The sequence below is a fragment of the Aeromonas simiae genome (assembly GCF_014892695.1).
In the GTDB taxonomy this organism is placed as follows: domain Bacteria; phylum Pseudomonadota; class Gammaproteobacteria; order Enterobacterales; family Aeromonadaceae; genus Aeromonas; species Aeromonas simiae.
The window spans coordinates 1,260,775-1,285,756 of sequence record NZ_CP040449.1; the positions used below are offsets into that span (position 1 = coordinate 1,260,775).

Genomic DNA, 24,982 nt, shown 5'->3' on the forward strand with positions numbered 1-24,982 from the left:
AAGGGCCCAGCATAAGGAACGCAAAGCATGAGTGGAAACGACGAAGACCAGGACCTGATGGCGGATGCCTGGGCCGCGGCGCTTGATGAGCAAGAAAATACCGAGGTGAAAGCGGCCCCTCTTGAGGAGCTCAAAGAGGATGCCCCCATCTCGGCCGAGGAGCGGCGTAAGCTCGACACCATACTCGATATCCCGGTGACCATCTCGATGGAGGTGGGGCGCAGCCAGATCAGCATCCGTAACCTGTTGCAGCTCAACCAGGGCTCCGTGGTCGAGTTGGACCGGGTTGCCGGTGAGCCCCTCGACGTGCTGGTGAACGGCACCCTGATCGCCCATGGCGAGGTGGTGGTGGTGAACGACAAGTTCGGTATCCGCTTGACCGACGTCATCAGCCAAATTGAACGGATCAAGAAACTCAAATGATACGCCTGCTGTTGTTGTTATTGCCGCTGCCCGCCTTGGCTGAGCCGGCCGGGGCCTCGGTGCCGAGTCTTGGCTCCTGGCTGCTCTCCAGCCTGCTTGTCATCGGTCTTATCGTACTGCTCGGTGTGCTGCTCAAAAAGACCCGCCTCTCTCAGGCCCTTAACGGTGGCCAGATGAAGGTGGTGGCCACGCTGCCGCTCGGCGTGAAGGAAAAACTGATGGTGGTGCGGGTCGGCGAGCAGCAGTTTCTGCTGGGGGTAACCCCGCAGCAGGTGAGCTTTCTCTCCCGGCTTGAGATGCCGCTCGACGAAACCCAGCCCTTTGCACAGCAACTGGGTCAATTGATGAAAAAAGATGAAAAAGCCTAGCCTGCTCTGGTTCCTGCTGCTCCTGGCCGCGCCGCTGTGCTTCGGCCAAGATGGCATGTCGGCGGTGACCGTCACCACCAACCCCGATGGCAGTCAGGAGTACAGCCTGACGCTACAGGTGCTGGCGCTGATGACGGCCCTTTCGTTCCTGCCCGCCATCGTCATCATGATGACCTCGTTTACCCGCATCATTGTGGTGCTGGGGATCTTGCGTCAGGCGATCGGATTGCAGCAGAGCCCCTCCAACCAGGTGCTGGTGGGCATCGCCCTGTTCATGAGCTTCTTCGTCATGTCTCCGGTGCTCGATCGCATCAACAGCGAGGCGCTGCAACCTTATCTGGACGAGACCATCAGCGCCAAGGTAGCGCTGGAGAAGGCCCAGGCTCCGCTGCATCAGTTCATGCTGGCCCAGACCCGGGTCAAGGATCTCAACACCTTCATGGAGATCGCCAACATCAAGGCTGACACACCGGAGACGGTGCCGATGCGGGTGTTGATCCCGGCCTTTGTCACCAGTGAACTCAAGACCGCCTTCCAGATAGGTTTCATGCTGTTTTTGCCGTTTCTGGTGATTGACCTGGTGGTGGCAAGTATTTTGATGGCGATGGGGATGATGATGCTCTCGCCCATGCTGGTGTCGCTGCCGTTCAAGCTGATGCTGTTTGTGATGGTCGATGGCTGGAACCTCATCATGGGCAGTCTGGCCACCAGTTTCGGCCTGGGGGCCGGCTAAGGAGGCGCCATGTCACCGGAAACCTTCGTCGACGTCTTTCGTGAGGCGCTCTGGATCGTCACCCTGATGGTCTGCGCCGTGATCATCCCGAGCCTGCTGGTGGGGTTGGTGGTGGCGGTGTTTCAGGCGGCCACCTCGATTAACGAACAGACTTTGAGCTTTCTGCCACGCCTCATCGTGACCCTGCTGGCACTGGGCGTCGGGGCACACTGGGGATTGCAGACCCTGATGGACTTCTTCGTCATGCTGGTCAACCAGATCCCCGAGGTCGTGGGATGACCTTCTCTGCCGGCCTCATCATGGAGTGGCTGGCCTCCATCGTCTGGCCACTGTGCCGTATCGGCGGCCTGCTGATGGTGATGGCGGTGTTCGGCAGCCGCTTGGTGCCGATGCAGGTGCGCATCCTGCTCACCCTGGCCATCACCTTGGTGGTGGCCCCCCTGCTGCCGGCCATGCCGGCCGTCGAGCTGTTCTCGCTGCGCGGCTTTCTGGTGACCGGCCAGCAGGTGCTGATCGGGATTGCCATGGGGCAGGTGACCCTGTTTCTCACCGAGACCTTCGTCATCGCAGGCCAGGTGATCGCCATGCAGACCAGCCTGGGATTTGCCTCGCTGGCCGACCCCATGAATGGCCAATCGACCCCCGTGGTCGGCCAGTTTTACCTGATGCTGGCCACCTTGGTGTTTCTCGCCGTGGACGGCCATCTGGTGCTGCTGCGGCTGGTGATCTTAAGTTTTCAGACCCTGCCGGTCTCCGAAAGCGGTCTTACCGGCTTGATGTACCGGGATCTGGCCTCGTTTCTTGGGATCATGTTCCAGGCGGCGCTGCTTATCTCGCTCTCGGCCATCATCGCCCTGCTGCTCATCAACTTCTCGTTCGGGGTGATGACCCGGGCAGCGCCGCAGCTCAACGTCTTCAGTATCGGTTTTGCGGTCAGCATGATCGCCGGCCTGTTCATCCTCTGGCTCACCCTCGGCAGCTTCACCGATCACTTCGGCCGCCTCTGGCAGCAGGTGCAGGAGGTGGAGTGCCAAATCATTGGCATCAGCTGCCCGGGAGGCATCAGTGGCTGAAACCGATCAGGAGCGCTCGGAGCTACCCACAGGTAAACGACTGCAACAGGCGCGCGAGAAGGGGCAGATCCCCCGCTCGCGAGAGCTGGGCACGGCGGCGGTGCTGCTTTCGGCCTGTTTTGCCCTGCTGATGTTGAAAGAGACGCTCGCCGGCGCCTTGATCAAGGTCTTCAAGACCGGTTTTAGCTTGCAGCGGGATCAGGTGTTTGACCCTTATGCCATGGGCGATCTGCTGGCCACCTTGCTGCGGCAGATGATGGCGCCGCTTGGCCTGCTCTTCTTGCTGGTAGCGCTGGCGGCCTTTGCCGGCAACATCCTGATGGGGGGCTTTAACTTCTCGAGTGAGGCGATGGCCCCCAAGTTCAGCAAGCTCAATCCCCTCAGCGGCCTCAAGCGGATGTTCGGGGTGCAGTCACTGGTGGAGCTGATCAAGTCCATTGCCAAGGTGCTCTTCATCGCCCTGTTTGCCTGGTGGTTGCTTTCGAGTCAATTCGAGCACCTGATGAACCTCTCTTTCGAGGGGTTTCCTGGCGGTGTCATCGATGCGCTGGAGTTGCTGCTGTGGATGGTGGTGGTACTGTGCTGCTCGCTGCTGCCGATTGTCGCCATCGACGTGCCGTTCCAGCAGTGGAACCACATGCGCCAGCTCAAGATGACCAAGCAGGAGGTCAAAGACGAGTTTCGTGACAGCGAGGGCAAGCCCGAGGTGAAGGGGCGGATCCGTCGTTTGCAGATGGAGATGGCCAACCGGCGCATGATGGTCGACGTGCCCAAGGCGGATGTGGTGATCACCAACCCGAGCCACTACTCGGTGGCGCTCAAGTACGATCCCAAACAGCCCAAGGCGGCCCCCAAGGTGGTGGCCAAGGGGGTCGACGAGGTGGCGATGAAGATCCGCGAGATTGCCCGCGAGTATCAGATCCCCGTGCTGCCGGCGCCGGCGTTGACCCGCGCCATCTATCACAGCACCGAGCTGGGCCGGGAGATCCCCGAGGGGTTGTTTGCCGCCGTGGCCCAGGTGCTGGCCTATGTTTACCAGCTCAGGGCGTTTCGCCGTGGCAAGGGGCAGCGACCGCGGCCGCTGGCGCCGGATCTGCCGATACCGGATGAGCTCAGGCGTTGACAAACTTCTGACGCTGCAAGAAAAAGCTGTTTGTATTCATCCTCTTATCTTAATGGAATGGTTCTTGCTTTGGATTGTCTATCGTATTGATGGCAAAGCGTGACCGCAGATGGAAATGACGCAGGTGCTGACCCGGCTTAAAGGGTATCGTGGCATGGTGAGCAAGGGGCTGGGGACGCCCCTGCTGGTGCTGGCCGCGCTGGGCATGGTGGTGCTGCCGATGCCGGCCATGCTGCTCGACATTCTCTTCTCGTTCAACATAGCGCTGGCCATGGTGGTGCTGCTGGTGGCGGTTTACACCCGGCGCCCCCTCGATTTTGCCGCCTTCCCCACCGTGCTGCTGATCGCGACCTTGCTGCGATTGGCGCTCAACGTCGCCTCGACCCGGGTGGTGCTGCTGGAGGGCCATAATGGCCCGGATGCGGCCGGCCACGTCATTGAGGCGTTCGGCTCTGTGGTCATCGGTGGCAACTACGCGGTCGGTCTCATCGTCTTCCTCATCCTGATGATCATTAACTTCGTGGTGGTCACCAAGGGGGCGGGGCGGATCTCGGAAGTGAGCGCCCGTTTCACCCTGGATGCCATGCCCGGCAAGCAGATGGCCATCGACGCGGATCTCAACGCCGGTCTCATCAATCAGGAGGAGGCCAAGAAGCGTCGCCATGAAGTGACTTCGGAGGCGGACTTCTACGGCTCGATGGACGGTGCCTCCAAGTTCGTCAAAGGGGATGCCATCGCCGGCATCATGATCCTGTTTATCAACATCATCGGTGGCTTCATCATCGGCATGGTGCAGCACGCCATGAGCTTCGGCGATGCCACCCGCATCTACACCCTGCTCACCATCGGCGACGGCCTGGTGGCCCAGATCCCTTCGCTGCTGCTCTCCATCGCGGCGGCGCTTATCGTCACCCGTCAGAACACCGATCAGGACATGGGTCAGGCCATGTTGGGCCAGCTGTTTAGCAATCCGAAGTCACTGATCATCACCTCCGCCATCTTGCTGGTGATGGGGGTGGTACCGGGTATGCCCCACTTTGCGTTTCTCTCTCTCGGGTTGTTGTGTGCCGGCATCTCGTGGTGGCTGCTCAAGCTGGAGCAGCGCCGCGCGGCGCAGCCCAAGCAGGAGAAGGGCAGCGGTGAGGCGCATCCATCCCATGAGCCACGCGAACTGAGCTGGGATGATGTGATGCCGGTCGACATCATCGGCCTTGAGGTGGGTTATCAGCTGATCCCGCTGGTCGATCGCGCCCAAGGAGGAGAGCTACTCAACCGCATCAAGGGGGTGCGCAAAAAGCTCTCTCAAGATCTCGGTTTTCTGGTGCCGCCGGTGCATATCCGCGACAATCTGGATCTGCCGCCGAATCAGTACCGTATCACCCTGATGGGGGTCACCACGGGAGAGGCCAGCATCTATCAGGACAAGGAGATGGCGATCAATCCGGGCCAGGTTTTTGGTACGCTCTCGGGCATTGAGGCGCGCGATCCTGCCTTCGGGCTAGAGGCTGTGTGGATCGGCCGGGATCAGGTCTCCCATGCTCAGACGCTGGGCTATACGGTGGTCGATGCGTCGACCGTGGTGGCCACCCATCTGAGCCAGATCCTCGCCAGCCATGCCTCCTTGCTGCTGGGTCATGACGAGGCGCAGCAACTGCTGGATCTGGTGGCCAAGCATCAGGCCAAGCTGGTCGATGGTCTGGTTCCGGAGGTGATCAGCATGGGCAACCTGGTCAAGGTGTTGCAGAACCTGCTGACCGAAGGGGTGCCGATCCGCGATATGCGCACCATATTGCAGACCCTGGTCGAATATGCCCCGCGCAGTCAGGATCCGGACGTGCTGACCGCCGCCTGCCGTATCGCCCTGCGCCGCTTGATTGTGCAAGAGATCACGGGCGGCGAGAGCGAGCTGGCTGTCATCACCTTGGCACCAGAATTGGAACGCATATTGCATCAATCTTTGCAGGCAGGTGGCAACGAAGGAGCCGGCATTGAGCCGGGGCTGGCAGAGCGGATGCAACGCTCGCTCGCCGATGCCTCCCAGCGTCTTGAGCTGGAAGGGCAATCCGCCGTGTTGCTGACCTCGGGTATCTTGCGCAATACCCTGGCGCGGTTCGTGAAAAATGCGATCCCGGGATTGCGTGTCCTGTCCTACCAGGAAGTCCCTGACGACAAGCAGATCCGTATCGTCAGTGCGGTCGGGCAGAACCAGTGAGCGGAGATGACAGGTGAAGATTAAGCGGTTTTTTGCCAAGGACATGAGAACGGCGCTGGCCGAGGTCAAAGAGACACTCGGGCCAGACGCGGTGATCATGTCCAACAAGAAGGTGACCGGAGGGGTGGAGATAGTCGCTGCGGTCGACTATCAAGCCCAACTGGTGCCATCGCGTGAGCCTGCCCCCGCTCGTGCTGCGCTCGGAGAGGAGCGCGTCAATATTTCGTCGACGGCCCGCCAGATGACGACCGCAAAACCGTCACCGTCAAAAGAGGAGCACTACGCCGACAGTTTGGCGGCCCTGCTGGCGCGTCAACAACAGATCAACGGCCAGGGCGCTCGCCCTGCGGCGGGCAACAACGGTGCCCCCAAAACGCTGGCCGAACAGGCGCAGTGGGAAGCACCCGCTGCGCCTAAGAGTGCGCCGAGTGCGGCGCCTCGATCACCCACCCGCCCGGCTCAGGCCACGCGTGAACAGAGTCGGGATCGCGAGCTGGAGGGGATGCGTAACGAGATGGCCAGCATCCGCAAGCTGCTTGAGCATCAGATTTCCGGTCTGATGTGGCAGGAGGTGGAGCGTCGTGAGCCAATGCGGGCCCTGCTCATCAAGGAGCTTAAAAAGATAGGGTTCGAGGATGCGTTTGCCGATCAGTTGGCGGGGATCATCCCGGAAGATATGCCGCTGCATCAGGCCATGGCCCAGTTAGCAGAGATACTGACGACTCAGCTCAAGGTGGGGGATGACGAAATCCTGCGCCAAGGGGGGGCGGTGGCGCTGCTTGGCCCGACCGGGGTGGGTAAGACCACCACGATTGCCAAACTGGCCGCTCGCTTTGCCATGAAATACGGTGCCGAACAGGTGGCGCTGATCACGACCGACAACTATCGCATTGGTGCCCACGAGCAGTTGCAGACATATGGGCGTATCATGGGGTGCCCGGTACGCCAGGTGCGCGATGCCGAAGAGTTGGCTGCGGCGCTCTATCAATTTCGCCACCGTCGGTTGGTGCTCATCGATACCGCGGGGATGGGGCAGCGTGACATCCGTCTGACCGAGCAGCTCGATACCCTGGTCAAACACGCCAAGGTGCGTATTCGCAGCTATCTGGTGATGGCGGCCACTGCCCAACGCAGGGTGATGCAGGAGGCGGTCGATCATTTCAAGCGGATCCCGCTCAGTGGCTGCATCCTGACCAAGATTGATGAGAGCCTCAATCTGGGGGAAGTGATTAACGTATGTATCCAGAATGCGCTGCCGGTCAGCTATGTGACCGACGGTCAGCGTGTTCCGGAAGATATTCAGGTTGCTGATGCCGCCTATCTGGTCGGCTCGGCACTGGGCTCGCTGGAGCAGCAGGTGGAAGAGCCCTATTTCTGGGGAGCCGGCTTCGGTGAGGCGGAAGATTCGGAGTTCTATGAGTAACGTAAATATGGATCAGGCAAGCGGGCTGCGCAGAATGCACCATAACAACCGGGTCAAGGTGATCGCCGTCTCGGGCGGTAAGGGTGGCGTGGGCAAGACCAACGTGACCCTGAATGTCGCCGGCGCCATGGCGGCGCAGGGGAAGCGGGTCATGGTGTTGGACGCCGACCTGGGTCTTGCTAACGTCGACGTGATGTTAGGGCTGCGGGTGCATCGTAACCTCTCACACGTGCTGGCTGGCGAATGTACCCTCGACGATATCATCATCGAGGGGCCCAACGGCATGATGATAGTGCCGGCCACCTCGGGGACTCAGTCGATGGTGGAACTCTCTGCGGCCCAACATGCGGGGCTCATTAGAGCCTTTAGTGAGATGAAGACGGCCGTCGACGTGCTGATGGTCGATACGGCGGCAGGGATCTCCGACATGGTGCTGAGCTTTGCCCGCGCCGCCCAGGACATCATGGTGGTGGTGTGCGACGAGCCCACCTCGATAACTGACGCCTATGCCCTCATCAAGATCCTCTCCAAGGATCACGGCGTGTTTCGCTTCAAGGTGGTGGCTAACATGGTGCGCAGCCTACGCGAAGGGCAGGAGCTGTTCGCCAAACTGACCCGGGTGACCGATCGTTTCCTCGATACCTCGCTCGAGTTGGTGGCCTGTATTCCCTATGACACCAACCTGCGCCAAGCCGTGCGCAAGCAAAAATTGATCGTCGATGCCTTTCCCAAGTCGCCAGCCTCGTTGGCGTTCCGTGCCCTGGCCAATAAGGCGGCCAGTTGGCCGATCCCAAACCAGCCCGGCGGCCATTTGGAGTTTTTCCTGGAAAGCCTGTTGCAAAAACCGGTTGTCATAAAGGAAGGTTCTCGTGAATAAAGCCCAAGCCTATCTTCGCCATCAGGACTCTTATGCGCTGGTCGAGCGGCACGCTCCCTTGGTCAAGCGGATTGCTCAACATTTGCTGGCACGTTTGCCCAGTAGTGTATTGCTCGATGATTTGGTTCAGGCGGGGATGATTGGGCTTATCGAGGCGTCCCGTAATTTTGATGGCAGCAAGGGGGCAAGCTTCGAGACCTATGCCGGGATCCGTATCCGCGGTGCCATGCTCGATGAAATTCGCCGTGGCGACTGGGTGCCCCGTTCGGTGCACCGAAATAGCCGGATGATCGCTGAGGCGATCGACAAGGTGGAAAAGCAGCATGGTCGCGATGCTCGTGATACCGAGGTCGCGAGCCAACTGGGTGTCTCCCTGCACGAGTATCACAGCATGTTGCAGGATGTCTCCTGTGGCAAGATCATCGGCATCGAAGATCTGGGTGTCAGCGAGGATGTGATCGGTGGTGAGGGGGCCTGTGAGCGACATGGCTATGAAGAGTTAGCGAGCGATCGTTTCCAAATAGCGCTCGCTGAGAATATATCGCGTCTGCCTGAGCGGGAGGCGCTGGTACTCTCTCTTTATTACGATGAGGAGCTCAATCTGCGTGAAATTGGCGAGATCCTCAACGTGAGCGAATCGAGGGTCAGCCAGATCCACAGTCAGGCGATGCACAGATTGCGCGCTAGATTGCGAGATTGGCAAGTATAACTCTTTGTACTGACTACACTAAAATAGCGCTATAGGGCATAATAGCCGCCATTCTGCCTATTTAATACGGTATCAACACCGGTTGCTTCAGGGGCTACCGACTAGGAGGGAATTTTGGACAAGAACATGAAAATCCTCATTGTTGATGATTTCTCGACAATGCGTCGGATTATCAAGAACTTGCTAAGAGATCTTGGCTTTAATAACACCCATGAGGCTGATGATGGCAACACTGCCCTGCCCATGCTAAAAAATGGTGACTTTCAGTTTGTTGTGACCGACTGGAACATGCCCGGTATGCAGGGGATTGACCTGCTCAAGGCTATCCGCCTGGATGACAAGCTCAAGCACCTGCCGGTGCTGATGGTGACCGCCGAAGCCAAGCGTGAGCAGATCATTGAGGCGGCGCAAGCTGGCGTCAATGGCTATATCGTCAAGCCTTTTACCGCAGCGACCTTGAAAGAGAAGCTGGATAAAATCTTCGAACGTATTGGCTAAGGAGCCTTCTGATGATGGCTAAGGCGAGCTCATTAATCACTCTTGAGCAAGCGAGGTTGCTCGTCTCCTTGCTTGAGCAGGGCGAATTTACTAAAGCCGATAATTTGCTGGCCGAAGCGTGTGCACCTAATGCTCACACTCTGTTCGAAAAAGTAGGGCAACTGACCCGTCAATTGCATACCTCTTTGCAGGAATTTTGCATCGACTCCAGAATCCCCGTGTTGGCGACCCACGAGATCCCCGATGCCCGAGAACACTTGAATTATGTCATTGATATGACAGATAAAGCGGCCAATCGCACTATGGATGCGGTTGAGGCTAGTTTGCCTATAGCCGATCGTCTCAACGATAGCATTCAAGCCGTGTTACCTCATTGGCAGCTCCTGATGACTCGTTCTCTGGATCTTGGTCAATTTAAGGTTTTGTGCCATCAACTCGATGATTTTCTCAAGTCTTCTGAAGCTGACGCCGATATATTAAGAAAACGACTAACTGAAATCCTGATGGCTCAGGATTTTCAGGATCTTACTGGCCAAATGATCCGCAGGGTCATCAAATTGGTTCAGGAGATTGAAATTAAACTGGTTGAAATGTTGACGATGTTTGGTGATGTCGGCACCGAGGTGCCACAGAGCCCGACACGCAGCGCGCTAGAGGCTGAAGGCCCCATTATCAATGCCCAAGATCGCGATGACGTGGTTAATGGCCAGGATGATGTGGACGATTTGCTCTCTAGCCTGGGATTTTAATGGGGTGACGAATGGGCTTTGATGTTGATGAAGATATACTGCAGGACTTTCTGGTCGAAGCATCCGAAATCTTGGAGCAACTATCAGAGCAGCTCGTCGAGCTGGAGAAACGCCCTGATGACAGTGCTCTACTGAACGCTATTTTTCGGGGGTTCCACACAGTTAAAGGTGGTGCAGGCTTCCTTTCATTGACTGAGTTGGTCGACGCTTGCCACGGCGCCGAGAACGTCTTTGACATTCTGCGTAATGGCAAGCGCCGCGTAACGCCGGAGCTGATGGATGTTATCCTGCAAGCGCTGGATGCCATCAATGGCATGTTCAGCCAGGTGCAAAATCGCGAGCCGCTGAGCCCGGCTTCTGATGATTTGTTGCATGATCTGCATGAACTTTGCAAACCGGAAGGCACTGAACAGCTGAAAACCGCATCATTGGGCAGTGAGCCACCAATGGTGGAGATGGCACTTCCTGAGCCGGAACCAGAGCCGGTTGTGGCCGATGTCATGCCTGCAACCAATGGCTCCATTGATGAGATGACGGACGACGAGTTCGAGCGTCTGCTCGATGAGCTGCACGGTAGTAACAAGGCGCCGAGTTCGACCCAGAGCCCAAGTATTGAAGTGAGCAGCAGTAGTGATGTCATCAGTGTCGATGAGCACGGAGACATGACGGATGATGAATTTGAGGCGTTGCTGGATCAATTACATGGTAAGGGTCAGCATGGCGGCTCAGTCGTCAATCCACTGCAATCGGTGCAGCAGGAAGTCGATCAACTGATCGATGACGATGAATTCGACCGCCTGCTGGATCAGCTGCATGGTGCCGGGCAGGGGCCAACCGTTAAGAATGAGGCTCCGGTGATCCAGGCCCCCAGTGTGGCGGCAACACCTAAGGTTGAGGTTTCTAAGAAGGCCGAGATTTCTGCTCCGGTTCCTGCTGCGGCTCCTAAGTCAGAAAATAAGGTCGGAACCAAGCCTGTCGCGGCCCCCAAAGCTGCCAGCGAGAGCAAGGACAGCAGCGCGCAAGGGGATACCACGGTTCGTGTCGACACCAAGACGCTGGATGTCATCATGAACATGGTGGGCGAGCTGGTACTGGTGCGTAATCGCTTGGTCAGCCTCGGGATTGCTAGCAACGACGAGGATATGTCCAAAGCGGTTGCCAACCTGGATGTGGTCACAGCCGATTTGCAAGGCGCGGTCATGAAGACCCGCATGCAGCCCATCAAGAAGGTGTTTGGCCGCTTCCCACGCGTTGTTCGTGACTTGGCCCGCTCCTTGAAAAAAGAGATTGAACTGGTTCTGATCGGAGAAGAGACCGATCTCGACAAGAACTTGGTCGAGGCGCTGGCTGATCCCCTAGTGCACTTGGTGCGTAACTCCTGTGACCATGGCGTTGAAATGCCGGATGTTCGTGAAGCCGCAGGCAAGCCACGCAAGGGAACGATCACTCTGAGTGCCTCCCAAGAGGGGGATCACATCCTGCTCTGTATTGAGGATGACGGCGCCGGTATGGATCCTGAGAGGCTCAAGTCGATCGCCATCGAGCGCGGGATTCTGGATTCCGACGCTGCTGCGCGCATGAGCGACAATGAAGCCTATAACCTCATTTTTGCTGCCGGTTTCTCAACGAAGAAGGATATTTCCGAGATTTCCGGGCGTGGGGTGGGGATGGATGTGGTGAAAACCAGCATCATCCGTCTCAATGGCTCGATTCATATTGACTCGACCAAGGGTAAGGGGACGCGCCTTGAGATTAAGGTGCCGCTCACGCTGGCAATTCTGCCGACCTTGATGGTCGAGGTGGGCAAGCAGACATTTGCCTTGCCGTTGAGCTGCGTTAATGAAATTTTCCACTTGGATCTCAAGAAAGCCAATATGGTGGATGGGCAACTGACCATCATAGTGCGCGACAAGGCTATCCCGCTCTTTTATTTGCAGCAGTGGCTGATGAAGGGGAATCGTGGCCATAAAACTCGGCAAGATGTGGGACATGTGGTGATCGCCCAAATTGGTACCCAGCAGATAGGTTTTGTCGTGGATAACCTCATCGGTCAGGAAGAGGTCGTCATTAAGCCTCTCGATAAGTTGCTACAGGGGACGCCTGGTATGGCTGGTGCAACCATTACCAGCGATGGTGGTATTGCTCTCATCCTTGATGTACCCAGCTTGCTCAAGACCTATGCTCGCCGGCACTGATGCCGGCAGCGAGATCAAGGGGTTAAAAAATAATAATGGCAGTAAAAGTACTGGTAGTAGATGACTCCAGCTTCTTCCGTCGCCGTGTTAGCGAGATCATCAATCAAGATCCGGCGTTGACGGTTATCGACACTGCACGAGATGGGCAAGAGGCGGTGGATAAAGCCATCGCCTTGCGCCCTGACGTCATCACCATGGACATAGAAATGCCGGTGCTTGACGGGATCAGTGCAGTTCGCGCGATCATGGCCAAGAATCCGACTCCTATTCTGATGTTCTCTTCCTTGACCCACGAGGGTGCCAAAGCCACCCTTGATGCGCTCGATGCGGGGGCGCTTGATTTCTTGCCCAAGAAGTTCGAAGACATCGCTCGCGATAAGGAAGAGGCCGTCAACCTGTTGCAGCAGCGTGTCAAAGCGATCGCCCGCAAGCGCTTCATGCTCTCTGCGTTTCGCAATAGAAGTGTGGGTGAGCCCTCTCCCGTTCTGAATAAGCGCGAGCAACCTGTAGAGCGACCCGTGGCTCGCCCCAGTATCTCGCCCGTGTTTAAGCGCTCAGGTAAGACGTATCAGTTGGTGGCTATCGGCACATCTACCGGTGGCCCTGTTGCGTTACAGAATATATTGACCCAATTGCCTGCGGATTTTCCCTACCCGATTTTGCTTATCCAGCACATGCCATCAACATTTACCGCGGCGTTTGCAGCCCGTCTCAACGGATTGTGCAAGATCGGTGTGAAAGAGGCGGCAGATGGTGATGTGTTACGTCAGGGGCAGGCCTATTTGGCCCCTGGTGGGCGGCAGATGCTGGTTGAGGGGAGGGGAAGTAACGCCCGCCTGCGTATTATCGACGGTAATGACAAGGTCAACTACAAGCCTTGTGTTGATATCACTTTTGCCTCTGTAGCCAAGTCATTTGGCGATAAGGTACTGGCGATTGTGCTAACTGGTATGGGCTCAGATGGACGCGATGGCGCCCGTCTGCTCAAGGAGCAAGGCGCTACGATTTGGGCGCAGGATGAAGCCAGCTGTGTCGTCTATGGGATGCCCCAAGCGGTGACCAAAGCGGGCTTATCTAGCGAGTCCCTACCATTAGATCGCATTGCTCAGCGTATTTTGGTTGAACTGGGGCGCCAATGATCGGTTGGGTTGGACTGTTGTTGGCCCTTGGCTGTATCGCCTTGGCCCAGCGCTGGCATGGTGGCAGTCTGCTGACCTTGCTCGATGGTCCTGCCTTTCTGATTGTGGTTGGGGGCACGCTGGGGGCTGTCATACTCCAGACCCCCACGCGCTACCTAAAACAAGCCCTGATCCAGCTCGGTTGGTTATTTCGCCCGGAGCGGCTCGATATGGCTTCCCAGGCGCTGCGACTTGAAGCGTGGGCGCTGCGTGGCCGCCAATATGGTTTGCTCGCCCTAGAGGAGCTGTCCGATCAGGAGAGCGAACCGTTCACCCGTAAGGGGCTGACTATGTTGGTCGACGGCGTTGAGGTCGAGCACATGCGTGAGCTGCTTGAAGCCGAGATCACCATTGAGCAGGAGCGCAACGAGCATGGTGCCCGGGTGTTTGAGTCACTTGGTGGCTATAGCCCGACCATCGGCATCATAGGTGCTGTCATGGGGTTAATTCAGGCGATGTTTAGTCTGGAAGCGCCCGCTGAGTTGGGGGCAGGCATTGCCGTTGCCTTTGTTGCCACCATCTATGGGGTTGGGTTGGCCAATCTGTTCTATCTCCCGGTAGCCAATCGGCTGCGAACTCTTCACTATCACCAAGCCCTGTTTCAGGAGATGACCCTGGAGGGATTGCTCGGTATTGCGCACGGCGACAATGCGACCCAGTTGCGGCGGCGACTGCAGATCTATCTGCAAGGGGAGTAACATGCGTCGTCGCCATCGCCTGCAGCTTAAGGGGCGCGAGCATCTGGATCGCTGGCTGATCTCATATGCCGATTATATGACGCTCATCTTTGCCCTCTTTGTCGTGCTCTACTCGGTTGCTGTGGTGAACAAAGAGAAGTACCGCAGTGTGATCGATGGTCTTTCACAGGCCTTCAGCCAGCAACAACCACATAGCCATGGGTTGCTTGAAGGGACCGGTAACCACCTGTTGGATGCGGTGTCGGTGGCACCGGCGTCCTTGCTTGAGTCTGCCGCTACCTCCCAGGCTCCTGACTCCATCATCATGCAGCGACAAGATGGCGCATCTCTTGCAGAGATTGATGCGCAGCTTGGCCGCGCGGTGGGGGCGTTGGTGGATGCCGGCTTGGTCAAGATCAATCGAGACGATGAATGGTTGACCATTGAACTCAGCGCCGGCCTGTTGTTTGCCAGCGGTAGTGCCACGTTAGGCCGCAATGCACCGGATGTCATCGCCGCGCTCTCAAGAATTTTGAAACCGGTCGATAACTATATAAGGGTGCGTGGTTATACGGATAACCAACAGATAAACAATGAAATTTTCCACTCCAACTGGCAGTTGTCCGCGGCCAGGGCCGGTGCGGTGTTGGAGTCACTGATGGCGCTTGGTATCGACCCGCATCGGTTGGCGATGGAGGCCTACGGTGAGTTTTCTCCTTGGAGCGACAACAGCAGCGAGCAGGGGAGGGCACAGAATCGTAAGGTGGTGATCGCACTTTCACGCTATGCCTGGGTTGCTCCCTTGGCTGAGCGCCAGGTGAAGGAAAACACTTCCGCCACTGAACCGATGGTTCCGGTGACCGTGCCAAATGAGCAGGACATCAAGGTAATTACGCTCCCCAATGGGGGCATACGTATAACGACAAGAAAGGAACCATGACGTGAGAGTGTGGACGGTGGCCAACCAGAAAGGAGGAGTCGGCAAGACGACGACCGTTGTCTCGCTGGCCGGCATTCTTGCCCAGCGAGGCAAGCGGGTGCTGCTCATCGATACCGACCCGCACGCTTCGCTCACCGCCTATCTGGATTATGATTCGGATGGGTTGGATGCAACCCTGTACGAGTTGTTTCAAGCTCCGCGCCCGAGTGCGGAGCTGGTCAAAGAGATAACCCTCAAGACCAAGTTTGAGAATATTCACCTGCTACCTGCCTCTATCACCTTGGCAACCCTGGATCGCATCATGGGTAACCGTGAGGGCATGGGATTGGTGCTCAAGCGCGCGTTGCTGCAAATTCAGGATCACTATGACTACGCCATCATCGACTGCCCTCCTGTGCTGGGGGTGATGATGGTCAATGCGGTGGCGGCCAGTGACCGCATACTGGTGCCTGTGCAGACCGAATTCCTGGCGCTCAAGGGGCTCGAGCGGATGATGAAAACGTTCGAGATCATGCAGCGTTCTAAAAAAGAGGGGTTCAAGTACACCATAGTGCCGACCATGTTCGACAAGCGAACTCGAGCCTCACTGATGACGCTCAAATCCGTCAAGGAGCAGTATGGAGAGGCGGTCTGGCCATCCGTGATCCCCATCGATACCAAGTTCCGGGATGCCAGCCTGCTGCATGTGCCTCCCTCTATTTATGCTCCGGGTAGCCGCGGTACCTATGCCTATCAGACACTGTTGCAATTTCTGGATGCGTTAGAGAAGAAAGAGCAACTGGAGAGGGCGCCATGAGAGAGTCGCTTCAATACCGCACCATGGATGATTACTTCCACGCCTTGTTGTTGGAAGAGCCTCTACCTGAGCCTGAATTGCAGCCGTTACCGCAGCTTGCCGCCGAGCCATTACGGGATGCGCGTCCCTATCTGGAGGAGCCCTCTCGCATAGAGCGGCTCTCCGAGCTACTGGCCCAGGTAGGGCAGGTACAAGATGAGATGGAGGTGATCGCTCACCAAGAGGTGGAGGCGTTCGATATCGATGTGGTCACGGCTACCGATACGGCTATCGAGATCACCGTCGAACCCGAGGTCATTAGCCCTTCACCGGTTCAGCCGGTGATGGCTGAGCAAACCGAGGTGGCTCTTGAGCCGCAGCTCCTTGCCCCGACGGAGTGGCGCAATATTGAGCCAGGGCACGAGTTTCAAGCGCTCTTTTTTGAGGTGGCGGGCGTGACGTTCGCAGTGCCTTTGACTGAGCTTGGGGGGATCCACCGGCTAGGGGAGGTCACGTCGCTGTTCGGGCAGGCGCCGTGGTTTCGGGGCATCATGACTCAGCGTGAGAAGAAGCTTAATGTGGTGGATACGGCACTGTGGGTCATGCCGGATGATGATCACAGCGCCTTGGCACCTTATCAGTACCTTATCATGCTAGGGGATTCGAGCTGGGGACTCTCTTGCCACCACCTCAAGGGAACCGAGAAGCTGCGCAGTGATCAGATCAAGTGGCGTCATCAAGAGGGCAAGCGTCCCTGGTTGGCGGGCATGGTAAAAGATAAGAGGTGTGCTCTGCTGCATGTCCACGAACTGCTACGTCTGCTTGAGAGCGGCGTGAATATCGATGGGCGCTGAGTTCCAGTTGTTTTATTGCTAGTTTTACTAACACCCCTTTTATATTGAGGAACGGGATTATGAGCGAAAAGCGTAATGTTGCACAGAATCTGGCGGAAGATGAGGTGTTGCAATGGGTGACCTTCCAGCTGGAGAACGAGACTTACGGCATCAATGTGATGCAGGTGCAAGAGGTGCTTCGCTATACCGAGATCGCCCCGGTACCTGGGGCCCCTGACTATGTGCTGGGGATCATCAACCTGCGCGGCAATGTGGTCACCGTGATCGACACTCGCTCCCGCTTTGGGCTGCCGCCTGTTGAAGTGAGTGAAAACTCCCGCATCGTCATCATCGAGGCAGAAAAGCAGGTGATTGGTATCATGGTCGACAGCGTGGCCGAGGTGGTTTATCTTCGTGCCTCTGAAATCGACGTGGCACCAGCGGTGGGTACTGAAGAGAGTGCCAAATTTATCCAGGGTGTCAGTAATCGCGATGGTCAACTGTTGATTCTGGTTGATCTCAATAAGTTGCTGAGTGATGAAGAGTGGGATGATATTGGTTCACTCTAAGGATTGGCGGTGGTTTCACTAATTCAATGGCTGGCTCTGGTGCTGGCCCTCTTTGCGCTAGGGTGTTGTGTTGGGGTTTGGGTGGGTCTCAAACGCAACAGAAAGCAGGCTGAAGAGGAGAGGGACGTGTTGTTGGGTCGTGTGGAGAGCATGCGCAAGCAGCTCACCGAGATCCATGCGGGCTCCATTGGTATGGGGCAGCGCTTGCAAGGCATGGAAGGACATATCCAGCATTTGCAAGATAGCCAGCAGGAGCTGCAACTGCTTGAGCCCGAGCGCCGCCTGTACAGTCGTGCCGCCAAGATGGTGGAACTGGGCGCCGATGTCGAAGAGCTGATGGCCGAGTGCGAGCTGCCCAAGGCCGAGGCGGAGTTACTCATCTCCCTGCGCAAGGGCAGTCAGCGCCAATAGACAATGCCAGGAACGCGAAGGAAGGCGTTCCTCGGCTGCCTCTCATTTTCTACCTCTTTCCCTCCACAGTGGAAAAGACCCGCCCGCTTCTTGTGGTACACTGCCGCAGCCTTTGCCAACAGACAGAAAGACCATGCTCGAAGCTCACCAACTGACCTGTGTCCGGGAAGAGAGGACGCTGTTCGAGTCACTCTCGTTCCGGGTGCGGCCCGGTGACATCGTCCAGATTGAAGGGCCAAATGGGGCTGGTAAGACTAGCCTGTTACGGCTGCTGACCGGTCTTTCGCTCCCGTTTGAGGGGCATGTCTCCTGGCAGGGGGAGGATATCCGCCGCTGCCGCGACGATTTTCATGCCAGTTTGCTCTATCTTGGCCACCATCCCGGCACCAAGGCTAACCTGACGGCCTACGAGAACCTCGCCTTTTATCAGCAGATCCATCATCGCCATGAGCCGCGCGATCTTTGGCGGGTGCTGGCCAGAGTGGGGCTGGCGGGCTTTGAAGAGACCCCTTGTGCCCAACTCTCGGCAGGTCAGCAGCGTCGGGTTGCCTTGGCCCGCCTGTGGCTGAGCGAACAGCCGGCTCTGTGGATCCTCGATGAACCTTTCACCGCCATCGACAAGCAGGGGGTCGGAGTGCTTGAGCAGCTGTTTATCGAGCATGCCGAGCGCGGTGGCATGGTGGTGCTGACCACCCATCAGGATCTTCACCTCAGCCGGGATCGCTTGCGGCGAATCCATCTGGGTGATGCGATGCGGGGGGCCGCCTGATGCTGCATGCCTTTCGTCAGGTGGTGCGCCGCGAGCTGCGCATGGCCCTGCGGCAATGCTCGGAGATCCTCAATCCCCTCTGGTTCTTTCTCATCGTCATCACCCTGTTTCCACTTGGGATAGGGCCTGAGCCGGCCCTGTTGGCGCGCATTGCTCCTGGCATCATCTGGGTCGCGGCCCTGCTCTCGGCCATGCTCGCCCTCGAGCGGCTGTTTCGCGATGACTTTGCCGACGGAGCCCTTGAACAGTTGATGCTGATGCCGGCGCCGCTCGGGGTGCTGGCTCTTGGCAAGGTGCTGGCCCACTGGCTGCTGACCGGCCTGCCCTTGCTGCTGCTCTCGCCGCTGATCGCGCTGCTGCTCTCCCTTGATCTGCGTACCTGGCAGGCGGTGGCGCTGACGTTGCTGCTCGGCACCCCGGTGCTGAGTCTGCTCGGGGCGGTTGGGGTCGCGCTGACCGTGGGGCTGCGCCGTGGCGGTGTGTTGCTGAGTCTGCTCATTTTGCCGCTCTATGTCCCTGTGCTCATCTTCGCCACCTCGGCCATCGATGCCGCCGGCATGGGGCTGCCCTACAGCGGTCAGCTCGCGATTCTCGGCGCCCTGTTGCTGGGGGCCCTGACCCTGACCCCGCTGGCGGTGGCGGCCGCGCTGCGGGTGAGCATGAACTGAGCGTGAGTTTGCGATGGATCAAGGAGTGTCCCGCTTATTCCGATAGGGGTATTTTTTATACCCATTTAACCGGTAAGGTAGGCTTGCCGGATGACAGATAACGCTAAGGTATTGTGAATTATGTGGAAATGGTTGCATCCCTATGCCAAGCCGGAGCGCGCCTATGCCCTGGCTGGGCGCCTGCTGCCCTGGTTTGCCGTGGTGAGCCTGCTGGCTTTTATCGTCGGCTCGGTGTGGGGGCTGGCGTTTGCCCCGGCCGATTATCAGCAAGGGGATTCGTTTCGCATCATCTACATCCATGTGCCGGCCGCCATCTGGTCGATGGGGGCCTACTCCACCATGGCCGTGGCGGCCCTCATCGGTCTGGTGTGGCAACTGCGCATGGCGCACATGACGGTGGCGGCCATCGCCCCGGTCGGAGCCGTCTTTACCTTCATTGCCCTGGTGACCGGGGCGGCCTGGGGCAAGCCCATGTGGGGCACCTGGTGGGTATGGGATGCGCGCCTCACCTCCGAGCTTATCCTGCTGTTTCTCTATCTCGGGGTGATTGCCCTCTACAACGCCTTTAGCGACAAGGCGCTGGCCGGCCGCGCCGCCGGCATACTGGCGCTGGTGGGGGTGGTGAACCTGCCCATCATTCACTACTCGGTGGAGTGGTGGAACACCCTGCACCAGGGCGCCAGCATCACCAAGTTTGCCAAACCCTCGATCGCCCCCGACATGTTGTGGCCGCTGCTGTTCATGATCCTGGCGTTTGCCGCCTTTCTCGGTGCCGTGACCCTGATGCGCTTTCGCAACGAGCTGCTGATGCACGAGTGGCACCGTCCCTGGGTCAAGGCCATCGCCGAGCAGGAGAAGTAACCATGCACTTCGCATCTTTTGCCGATTTCCTGGCCATGGGCGGCTACGCCTTCTATGTCTGGCTCTCTTTTGCTATCACGCTGGCCTCTCTGGTCGGCATCGTCATGACGACCCGTCTCAAGCGTCGCCAGCTGCTCGGCGAGCTGCGCCGCAAAGAGGCCCGCGAAGCGCGCCGGCAGGCGGCCCAGTCCATGGAGAACACCCTATGAACCCGCGACGCAAGAAGCGCCTTTCCATCCTGCTGGCCATCCTGCTGGGGTTAGGGGGCGTGATTGGCCTGGTGCTCTACGCCCTGAGCCAGAACATCGATCTCTTCTACACCCCGACCGAGCTGGTGCGCGGCAAGGGGCCGGAGCAGATAAAACCGGAGGAGGGGCAGCGCCTGCGCATCGGCGGTCTGGTGCTGCCCGGATCGGTGCAGCGTGCCAGCGACAGCCTCAAGGTGAGCTTCAAGCTGGCCGATGCCGGCGGTGAGGTGGTGACCGTCCATTTTAACGGCATATTGCCGGATCTGTTTCGCGAAGGGCAGGGGATCGTCGCCCAAGGCACCCTGCGCGATGCCACCACCATCGATGCCTTCGAGGTGCTGGCCAAGCACGACGAGAACTACATGCCGCCGGAGGTCGCCGATGCCCTCAAGGGGATGGATCACTACAAGACCCAGTACGGCAAGCAGCCGGAAGGAAGCCAGAAATGATGCCTGAATTGGGCCAGTTTGCCCTGATCCTCGCCTTTGCCGTGGCCCTGCTGCTCGGCACCTATCCGTTGCTGGGGGCCCACTATGGTCGCCTTGGCATGATGAATGCCGCGCGGCCCCTTGCCTATATGCAGTTGCTGGCCTTGCTGGTCTCGTTTGCCTGCCTCACCTGGGCCTTTATCGATAACGACTTCACGGTGCAGTATGTGGCCACCAACTCCAACAGCCTGCTGCCACTGCAATATCGCATCTCGGCGGTGTGGGGCGCCCATGAGGGGTCGCTGCTGCTGTGGGTACTGATCTTAAGTGGCTGGACCGCCGCCGTGGCGCGCTTTAGCCGCGGTCTGCCGCTCGATGCGGTGGCGCGGGTGCTCGGGGTGCTGGGGCTGATTGCCGTGGGGTTTACCGCCTTTGTGCTGCTCACCTCCAACCCCTTTACCCGCACCCTGCCTTTCTATCCGGTGGATGGGCGCGATCTTAATCCGCTCTTGCAAGACCCCGGCCTCATCTTCCACCCGCCGATGCTCTACATGGGCTATGTCGGCTTTGCGGTGGCCTTCGCCTTCGCCATCGCGGCGCTGCTGACCGGTCGGCTTGACGCCACCTGGGCGCGTTGGTCACGGCCATGGACCATGGCCGCTTGGATTTTCCTGACCTTGGGGATTGCGCTCGGCTCCTGGTGGGCCTATTACGAGCTGGGCTGGGGCGGTTGGTGGTTCTGGGATCCGGTAGAGAACGCCTCCTTCATGCCTTGGCTGGCGGGCACCGCGCTGCTGCATTCGCTGGCGGTGAGCGAGAAGCGAGCCACCTTCAAGGCATGGACCGTGCTGCTGGCCCTCTCGGCATTTTCCTTGAGCCTGCTCGGTACCTTCCTGGTGCGCTCCGGCGTACTGGTCTCGGTGCATGCGTTTGCCTCCGATCCGACCCGTGGCCTGTTTATCCTCGGCTTCCTGCTGGCGGTGATCGGCTCCTCCTTGCTGCTCTACGCCTTCAAGGGCGGCCAGGTTCGCAGCCACGGCAAATTCGAGCTGTGGAGCCGCGAGACCCTGCTGCTTGGCAACAACATCCTATTGATGGCCGGGCTGCTCACCGTGCTGGTCGGCACCCTGCTGCCCTTGGTGCACAAGGAGTTGGGGCTGGGCAGCATCTCTATCGGCACCCCCTTTTTCAACCACATCTACAGTTGGCTCATCATTCCGTTTGCCCTGCTGCTCGGGGTTGGCCCCCTGTTTCGCTGGCGCCGTCAGGAGCTGGCCGACATCCGCGGCAAGGTGGTGGTGGCCCTGCTGGTGAGCCTGCTGGCCGCCATCGCGTTGCCGCTGCTGTTTGCCGATAGCGTCAAGCCCTGGGCCTCTCTGGGCATCGGTCTCGGGGTCTGGATCATGGTCACCAGCGTGCAGGAGACCTGGGCGCGTGCGACCCACCGCCACCGTTTCGCTGAAGGGATCGTCAAGCTTGGTAACAGCCACTGGGCCATGATCCTCGGTCACGTCGGGCTGGCGGTGACCATCATCGGCATCGCCTGTACCCAGAACTACAGCATCGAGAAGGACTTGCGTATGCAGCCGGGGGATCGCGCCACCTTCGCCGACTACGAGTTTGTCTTCGCCGGCATCCGCCAGAAGGATGGCCCCAATTACCACGGCTTCAAGGGGGTGATCGAGGTACACAGGGATGGCCGTCAGGTGGCCCTGCTCAAGCCCGAGAAGCGCAACTACATCGTTACCCGCATGCCGATGACCGAGGCGGCCATCGATGCTGGCTTTACCCGCGATCTCTATGCCGCGCTCGGCGAGCCCCTGGGGGGCGATGCTTGGGCGGTGCGCCTCTACTACAAGCCGTTTGTGCGCTGGATCTGGGTCGGCGGCCTCATCATGGCGCTGGGCGGCCTGCTGGCCATGCTCGATCGCCGTTACCGTTTCAATCGCCGTGAAGAGGAGGCCAAGGCATGAGCCGCAAGCGCTGGCTGTTTCTGATCCCCTTTATCGTCTTCATGCTGGGGGCCCTGTTTCTGTTTCGCGGCCTTTACTCCGATCCGCGCAAGCTTGAGTCGGTGCTGGTGGGCAAGGAGGTGCCGGTGTTCACCCTGCAAGACATCTTCGATCTCACCAAGCAGCACGATCGCTCCTTACTGATCGGTCGCCCCATGCTGCTCAATGTCTGGGCCACCTGGTGCCCGACCTGCTACTCGGAGCATGAGTACCTCAAGGCGCTCGCCTCCCAGGGCATCGCCATCATCGGTATGAACTACAAAGACGATCGCACCAAGGCTATCGGTTGGCTCAAGGAGCTGGGCAACCCCTATCAGGCGACCCTGTACGATCCGGACGGCATGCTGGGGCTCGATCTCGGTGTCTACGGCGCCCCCGAGACCTTCTTTATCGATAGTCAAGGGATCATCCGCTATCGCCACGTGGGGGACATCAATCCCCAGGTGTGGGAGAGCAGCCTCAAGGCCATCTACGAGGGGATGAAGTGATGCGTACTCTGTTGTTTTCTCTGTTGCTGCTAGCAGGGCTGAGCCCGGCTTATGCCGGCATCGATGTCTATGCCTTTGAGAGCGATGGCCAGGAGCAGACGTTTCGCGAGCTGACTCGCGAGCTGCGTTGCCCCAAGTGCCAGAACCAGGACATTGCCGACTCGAATGCGGGTCTGGCCAAGGACTTGCGCGACAAGACCTACCAGATGGTGCGCGAGGGCAAGAGTAAGCAGGAGGTGATCGACTACATGGTCGCCCGTTACGGCAACTTCATCCTCTATGATCCGCCCCTGATGGCCTCGACCCTGATCCTCTGGGCCGGGCCGCTGCTGGTGATCCTGATTGGCGCCACCGTGGTGGTGGTACGCAGCCGCCGGCCCGCGCCGACGGGCGATGCCGCTTCCCTGAGTGAGGCTGAGCGGCGCCGTCTTACGCAACTGCTTGACGAGGATAACGACGCATGATCGGATTCTGGATGGCCGCCCTGGCCCTAGTCGCGCTGGCCGCCACCGCCTTGATCCTGCCCCTGTGGCAGGGCAGGGGAGAGAGCCCGCTGACCCGCTCCGAGCTCAACAAGCGCCTCTACCGCCGCCGTCTCGCTGAGCTGGCCGAGGAGCGCGAGCAAGGGGTGCTTGGCGATGAGAAAGAGGCGGAGCTGGAGCTGCAACGCAGCCTACTCGATGACATTCCCGATGCGGAGCCGCGTGCCAGTAAGGGTCGCAGCCTGCTGTGGCTGCCTGGGGTAGCGGTGCTGGTGGTCGTCAGTGTTGGGCTCTATTTGCAGCTCGGTGCCTGGCGTGAGGTGCAGGTGTGGCGCGACGCCTCATCCCGCCTTGGCGAGCTCAGTAACCGCATCTTGGTCGAGCGCGACGCCACGGTCACCGAGCAGGATCTGCAATCCTTCATCCTGGCCCTGCGCACCCGGCTGCAAAGCGATGGCGACGATTATCGTGGCTGGCTGCTGCTCGGCCGCCTGCTGCTCGATGGGCGCGACCCCGAATCGGCGGCGCAGGCGCTGGACAAGGCCTATCGTCTGGCGCCGAGCCCGGATCTGGTGGCCGCCCCTTATGCTGAGGCGCTGCTGGCGACCGGTGATGAGGCGCGGGCCAAGCAGCTGCTTGAGCAGGCGTTGGCGAGCGACCCTAACAATCTCGAGGCGCACTCGACCTACGCCTTCATGGCGCTGCAACAGGAGGATTACCGGGGGGCGCTGGCCCGCTGGCAGGCGATGCTGCCGCTCTTGGAAAAGGGCTCTACGCGCTATCAGATGATTGAGCGCTCCATCGCCTTTGCCCGGCAGAGGCTGGAGCAGCGTGGTGAGGTGCTCCACGGCACAGGGCAGGGAGAGGTCGCTGCCGAGTCAGGCTTCCCGCTGACCGTGACCTTAGCTGACGGCATAGTGCCGCCTGAAGGCGCCTATCTGTTTGTCTTCGCCGTGGTGCCGGATGGCCCGCCGATGCCGATTGCAGTGCAGCGCATCCCCAACCCGCACTTTCCGGTGTCGCTGCGCCTGAGTGATGCTGACGCCATGATGGAGGGGAGCCGGTTAGCCGATCACCCCGAGCTGCAATTCAAGGCTCGCCTCTCGGCCAGCGGTAACGTGATGGAGAAGAGCGGCGCTTTCGAGGGGCTCTCCCAGCGCGTGCGCACCGGGGAGGTGCCGTCGGTGTCGATTGACATTCGTATCGATCACGCTCTTTAATACCCCCTTTCGCGCCCGGCCCCCTCTTGAGGGGCCGGGT

At 59.0% G+C, this 24,982-nt stretch carries 29 protein-coding genes; all 29 read left to right on the top strand.

From position 1 onward, the window contains the following. Positions 1 to 27: 27 nt before the first annotated feature. On the top strand, positions 28 to 423 hold the full coding sequence (fliN, locus tag FE240_RS05940; protein ID WP_193003767.1) for a flagellar motor switch protein FliN: 396 nt from the start codon (positions 28 to 30) through the stop codon (positions 421 to 423). Next, positions 420 to 791 carry a flagellar biosynthetic protein FliO gene (gene fliO / locus FE240_RS05945; RefSeq protein WP_193003768.1) on the top strand — a complete coding sequence of 124 codons (372 nt, stop codon included), beginning with the start codon at positions 420 to 422 and terminating at the stop codon, positions 789 to 791. The genes fliN and fliO overlap by 4 nt, the downstream gene beginning before the upstream one ends. Next, positions 778 to 1,524 (top strand): flagellar type III secretion system pore protein FliP, encoded by a 747-nt coding sequence (gene fliP, locus FE240_RS05950; RefSeq protein ID WP_042045784.1) that lies wholly within the window; start codon positions 778 to 780, stop codon positions 1,522 to 1,524. Before fliO ends, fliP begins: the two co-directional genes overlap by 14 nt. 9 nt (positions 1,525 to 1,533) lie before the next feature. Then, entirely contained in the window at positions 1,534 to 1,803 is a 270-nt protein-coding gene (gene fliQ / locus FE240_RS05955; RefSeq protein ID WP_042045786.1) for a flagellar biosynthesis protein FliQ, read from the top strand. Further along, the gene (gene fliR / locus FE240_RS05960; RefSeq protein WP_042045788.1) at positions 1,800 to 2,597 is read left to right on the top strand and encodes a flagellar biosynthetic protein FliR; all 798 of its coding nucleotides are present in this window, start codon (positions 1,800 to 1,802) and stop codon (positions 2,595 to 2,597) included. The genes fliQ and fliR overlap by 4 nt, the downstream gene beginning before the upstream one ends. Then, positions 2,590 to 3,720, top strand: a complete 1,131-nt coding sequence (flhB, locus tag FE240_RS05965; RefSeq protein WP_042045790.1) for a flagellar biosynthesis protein FlhB — start codon at positions 2,590 to 2,592, stop codon at positions 3,718 to 3,720. Before fliR ends, flhB begins: the two co-directional genes overlap by 8 nt. A gap of 109 nt (positions 3,721 to 3,829) precedes the next feature. Continuing rightward, positions 3,830 to 5,932 carry a flagellar biosynthesis protein FlhA gene (gene flhA, locus FE240_RS05970; RefSeq protein WP_193003769.1) on the top strand — a complete coding sequence of 701 codons (2,103 nt, stop codon included), beginning with the start codon at positions 3,830 to 3,832 and terminating at the stop codon, positions 5,930 to 5,932. 13 nt (positions 5,933 to 5,945) lie between these two features. After that, complete coding sequence (gene flhF / locus FE240_RS05975) at positions 5,946 to 7,355, top strand: flagellar biosynthesis protein FlhF (RefSeq protein WP_193003770.1); 1,410 nt, start codon at positions 5,946 to 5,948, stop codon at positions 7,353 to 7,355. Continuing rightward, positions 7,348 to 8,232, top strand: coding sequence for a MinD/ParA family protein (locus FE240_RS05980; RefSeq protein WP_193003771.1), 885 nt, complete (start codon positions 7,348 to 7,350; stop codon positions 8,230 to 8,232). The genes flhF and FE240_RS05980 overlap by 8 nt, the downstream gene beginning before the upstream one ends. After that, positions 8,225 to 8,941: an RNA polymerase sigma factor FliA gene (locus FE240_RS05985; RefSeq protein ID WP_042045794.1), complete on the top strand. Its 717-nt coding sequence runs from the start codon at positions 8,225 to 8,227 to the stop codon at positions 8,939 to 8,941. Before FE240_RS05980 ends, FE240_RS05985 begins: the two co-directional genes overlap by 8 nt. 126 nt (positions 8,942 to 9,067) lie before the next feature. After that, a complete protein-coding gene (gene cheY, locus FE240_RS05990; protein WP_449696224.1) occupies positions 9,068 to 9,439 on the top strand; it encodes a chemotaxis response regulator CheY in 372 nt (123 codons plus the stop codon). A gap of 11 nt (positions 9,440 to 9,450) precedes the next feature. Continuing rightward, a complete protein-coding gene (locus FE240_RS05995; RefSeq protein WP_193003773.1) occupies positions 9,451 to 10,188 on the top strand; it encodes a protein phosphatase CheZ in 738 nt (245 codons plus the stop codon). 11 nt (positions 10,189 to 10,199) lie between these two features. Beyond that, a complete protein-coding gene (locus tag FE240_RS06000) occupies positions 10,200 to 12,383 on the top strand; it encodes a chemotaxis protein CheA (RefSeq protein ID WP_193003774.1) in 2,184 nt (727 codons plus the stop codon). Positions 12,384 to 12,418: 35 nt separating this feature from the next. Next, the gene (locus tag FE240_RS06005; protein WP_193003775.1) at positions 12,419 to 13,522 is read left to right on the top strand and encodes a protein-glutamate methylesterase/protein-glutamine glutaminase; all 1,104 of its coding nucleotides are present in this window, start codon (positions 12,419 to 12,421) and stop codon (positions 13,520 to 13,522) included. Continuing rightward, a complete protein-coding gene (locus FE240_RS06010; protein ID WP_193004465.1) occupies positions 13,522 to 14,259 on the top strand; it encodes a flagellar motor protein in 738 nt (245 codons plus the stop codon). The genes FE240_RS06005 and FE240_RS06010 overlap by 1 nt, the downstream gene beginning before the upstream one ends. A gap of 1 nt (position 14,260) precedes the next feature. Next, positions 14,261 to 15,178 carry a flagellar motor protein MotB gene (locus tag FE240_RS06015; RefSeq protein WP_193003776.1) on the top strand — a complete coding sequence of 306 codons (918 nt, stop codon included), beginning with the start codon at positions 14,261 to 14,263 and terminating at the stop codon, positions 15,176 to 15,178. A 1-nt stretch (position 15,179) separates the two neighbouring features. Further along, entirely contained in the window at positions 15,180 to 15,974 is a 795-nt protein-coding gene (locus tag FE240_RS06020; protein WP_193003777.1) for a ParA family protein, read from the top strand. Then, positions 15,971 to 16,807: a chemotaxis protein CheW gene (locus FE240_RS06025; RefSeq protein WP_193003778.1), complete on the top strand. Its 837-nt coding sequence runs from the start codon at positions 15,971 to 15,973 to the stop codon at positions 16,805 to 16,807. The genes FE240_RS06020 and FE240_RS06025 overlap by 4 nt, the downstream gene beginning before the upstream one ends. Positions 16,808 to 16,866: 59 nt before the next feature. Continuing rightward, a complete protein-coding gene (locus FE240_RS06030) occupies positions 16,867 to 17,355 on the top strand; it encodes a chemotaxis protein CheW (protein ID WP_193003779.1) in 489 nt (162 codons plus the stop codon). An 81-nt stretch (positions 17,356 to 17,436) separates the two neighbouring features. After that, positions 17,437 to 17,766 (top strand): DUF2802 domain-containing protein, encoded by a 330-nt coding sequence (locus tag FE240_RS06035; protein ID WP_404800077.1) that lies wholly within the window; start codon positions 17,437 to 17,439, stop codon positions 17,764 to 17,766. A 133-nt stretch (positions 17,767 to 17,899) separates the two neighbouring features. Continuing rightward, complete coding sequence (gene ccmA, locus FE240_RS06040) at positions 17,900 to 18,535, top strand: cytochrome c biogenesis heme-transporting ATPase CcmA (RefSeq protein ID WP_193003781.1); 636 nt, start codon at positions 17,900 to 17,902, stop codon at positions 18,533 to 18,535. Beyond that, entirely contained in the window at positions 18,535 to 19,203 is a 669-nt protein-coding gene (gene ccmB, locus FE240_RS06045; RefSeq protein WP_193003782.1) for a heme exporter protein CcmB, read from the top strand. Before ccmA ends, ccmB begins: the two co-directional genes overlap by 1 nt. 120 nt (positions 19,204 to 19,323) lie before the next feature. Continuing rightward, positions 19,324 to 20,064: a heme ABC transporter permease gene (locus FE240_RS06050; RefSeq protein WP_042045809.1), complete on the top strand. Its 741-nt coding sequence runs from the start codon at positions 19,324 to 19,326 to the stop codon at positions 20,062 to 20,064. A 2-nt stretch (positions 20,065 to 20,066) separates the two neighbouring features. Further along, complete coding sequence (ccmD, locus tag FE240_RS06055) at positions 20,067 to 20,273, top strand: heme exporter protein CcmD (RefSeq protein WP_042045811.1); 207 nt, start codon at positions 20,067 to 20,069, stop codon at positions 20,271 to 20,273. Then, positions 20,270 to 20,761, top strand: coding sequence for a cytochrome c maturation protein CcmE (ccmE, locus tag FE240_RS06060; protein WP_042045812.1), 492 nt, complete (start codon positions 20,270 to 20,272; stop codon positions 20,759 to 20,761). The genes ccmD and ccmE overlap by 4 nt, the downstream gene beginning before the upstream one ends. Next, positions 20,758 to 22,713 carry a heme lyase CcmF/NrfE family subunit gene (locus tag FE240_RS06065; protein WP_193003783.1) on the top strand — a complete coding sequence of 652 codons (1,956 nt, stop codon included), beginning with the start codon at positions 20,758 to 20,760 and terminating at the stop codon, positions 22,711 to 22,713. The genes ccmE and FE240_RS06065 overlap by 4 nt, the downstream gene beginning before the upstream one ends. After that, a complete protein-coding gene (locus tag FE240_RS06070) occupies positions 22,710 to 23,240 on the top strand; it encodes a DsbE family thiol:disulfide interchange protein (protein ID WP_193003784.1) in 531 nt (176 codons plus the stop codon). Before FE240_RS06065 ends, FE240_RS06070 begins: the two co-directional genes overlap by 4 nt. After that, positions 23,240 to 23,704: a cytochrome c-type biogenesis protein gene (locus FE240_RS06075; RefSeq protein WP_193003785.1), complete on the top strand. Its 465-nt coding sequence runs from the start codon at positions 23,240 to 23,242 to the stop codon at positions 23,702 to 23,704. Before FE240_RS06070 ends, FE240_RS06075 begins: the two co-directional genes overlap by 1 nt. Then, on the top strand, positions 23,701 to 24,942 hold the full coding sequence (gene ccmI / locus FE240_RS06080; protein WP_193003786.1) for a c-type cytochrome biogenesis protein CcmI: 1,242 nt from the start codon (positions 23,701 to 23,703) through the stop codon (positions 24,940 to 24,942). Before FE240_RS06075 ends, ccmI begins: the two co-directional genes overlap by 4 nt. Positions 24,943 to 24,982: the final 40 nt, after the last annotated feature.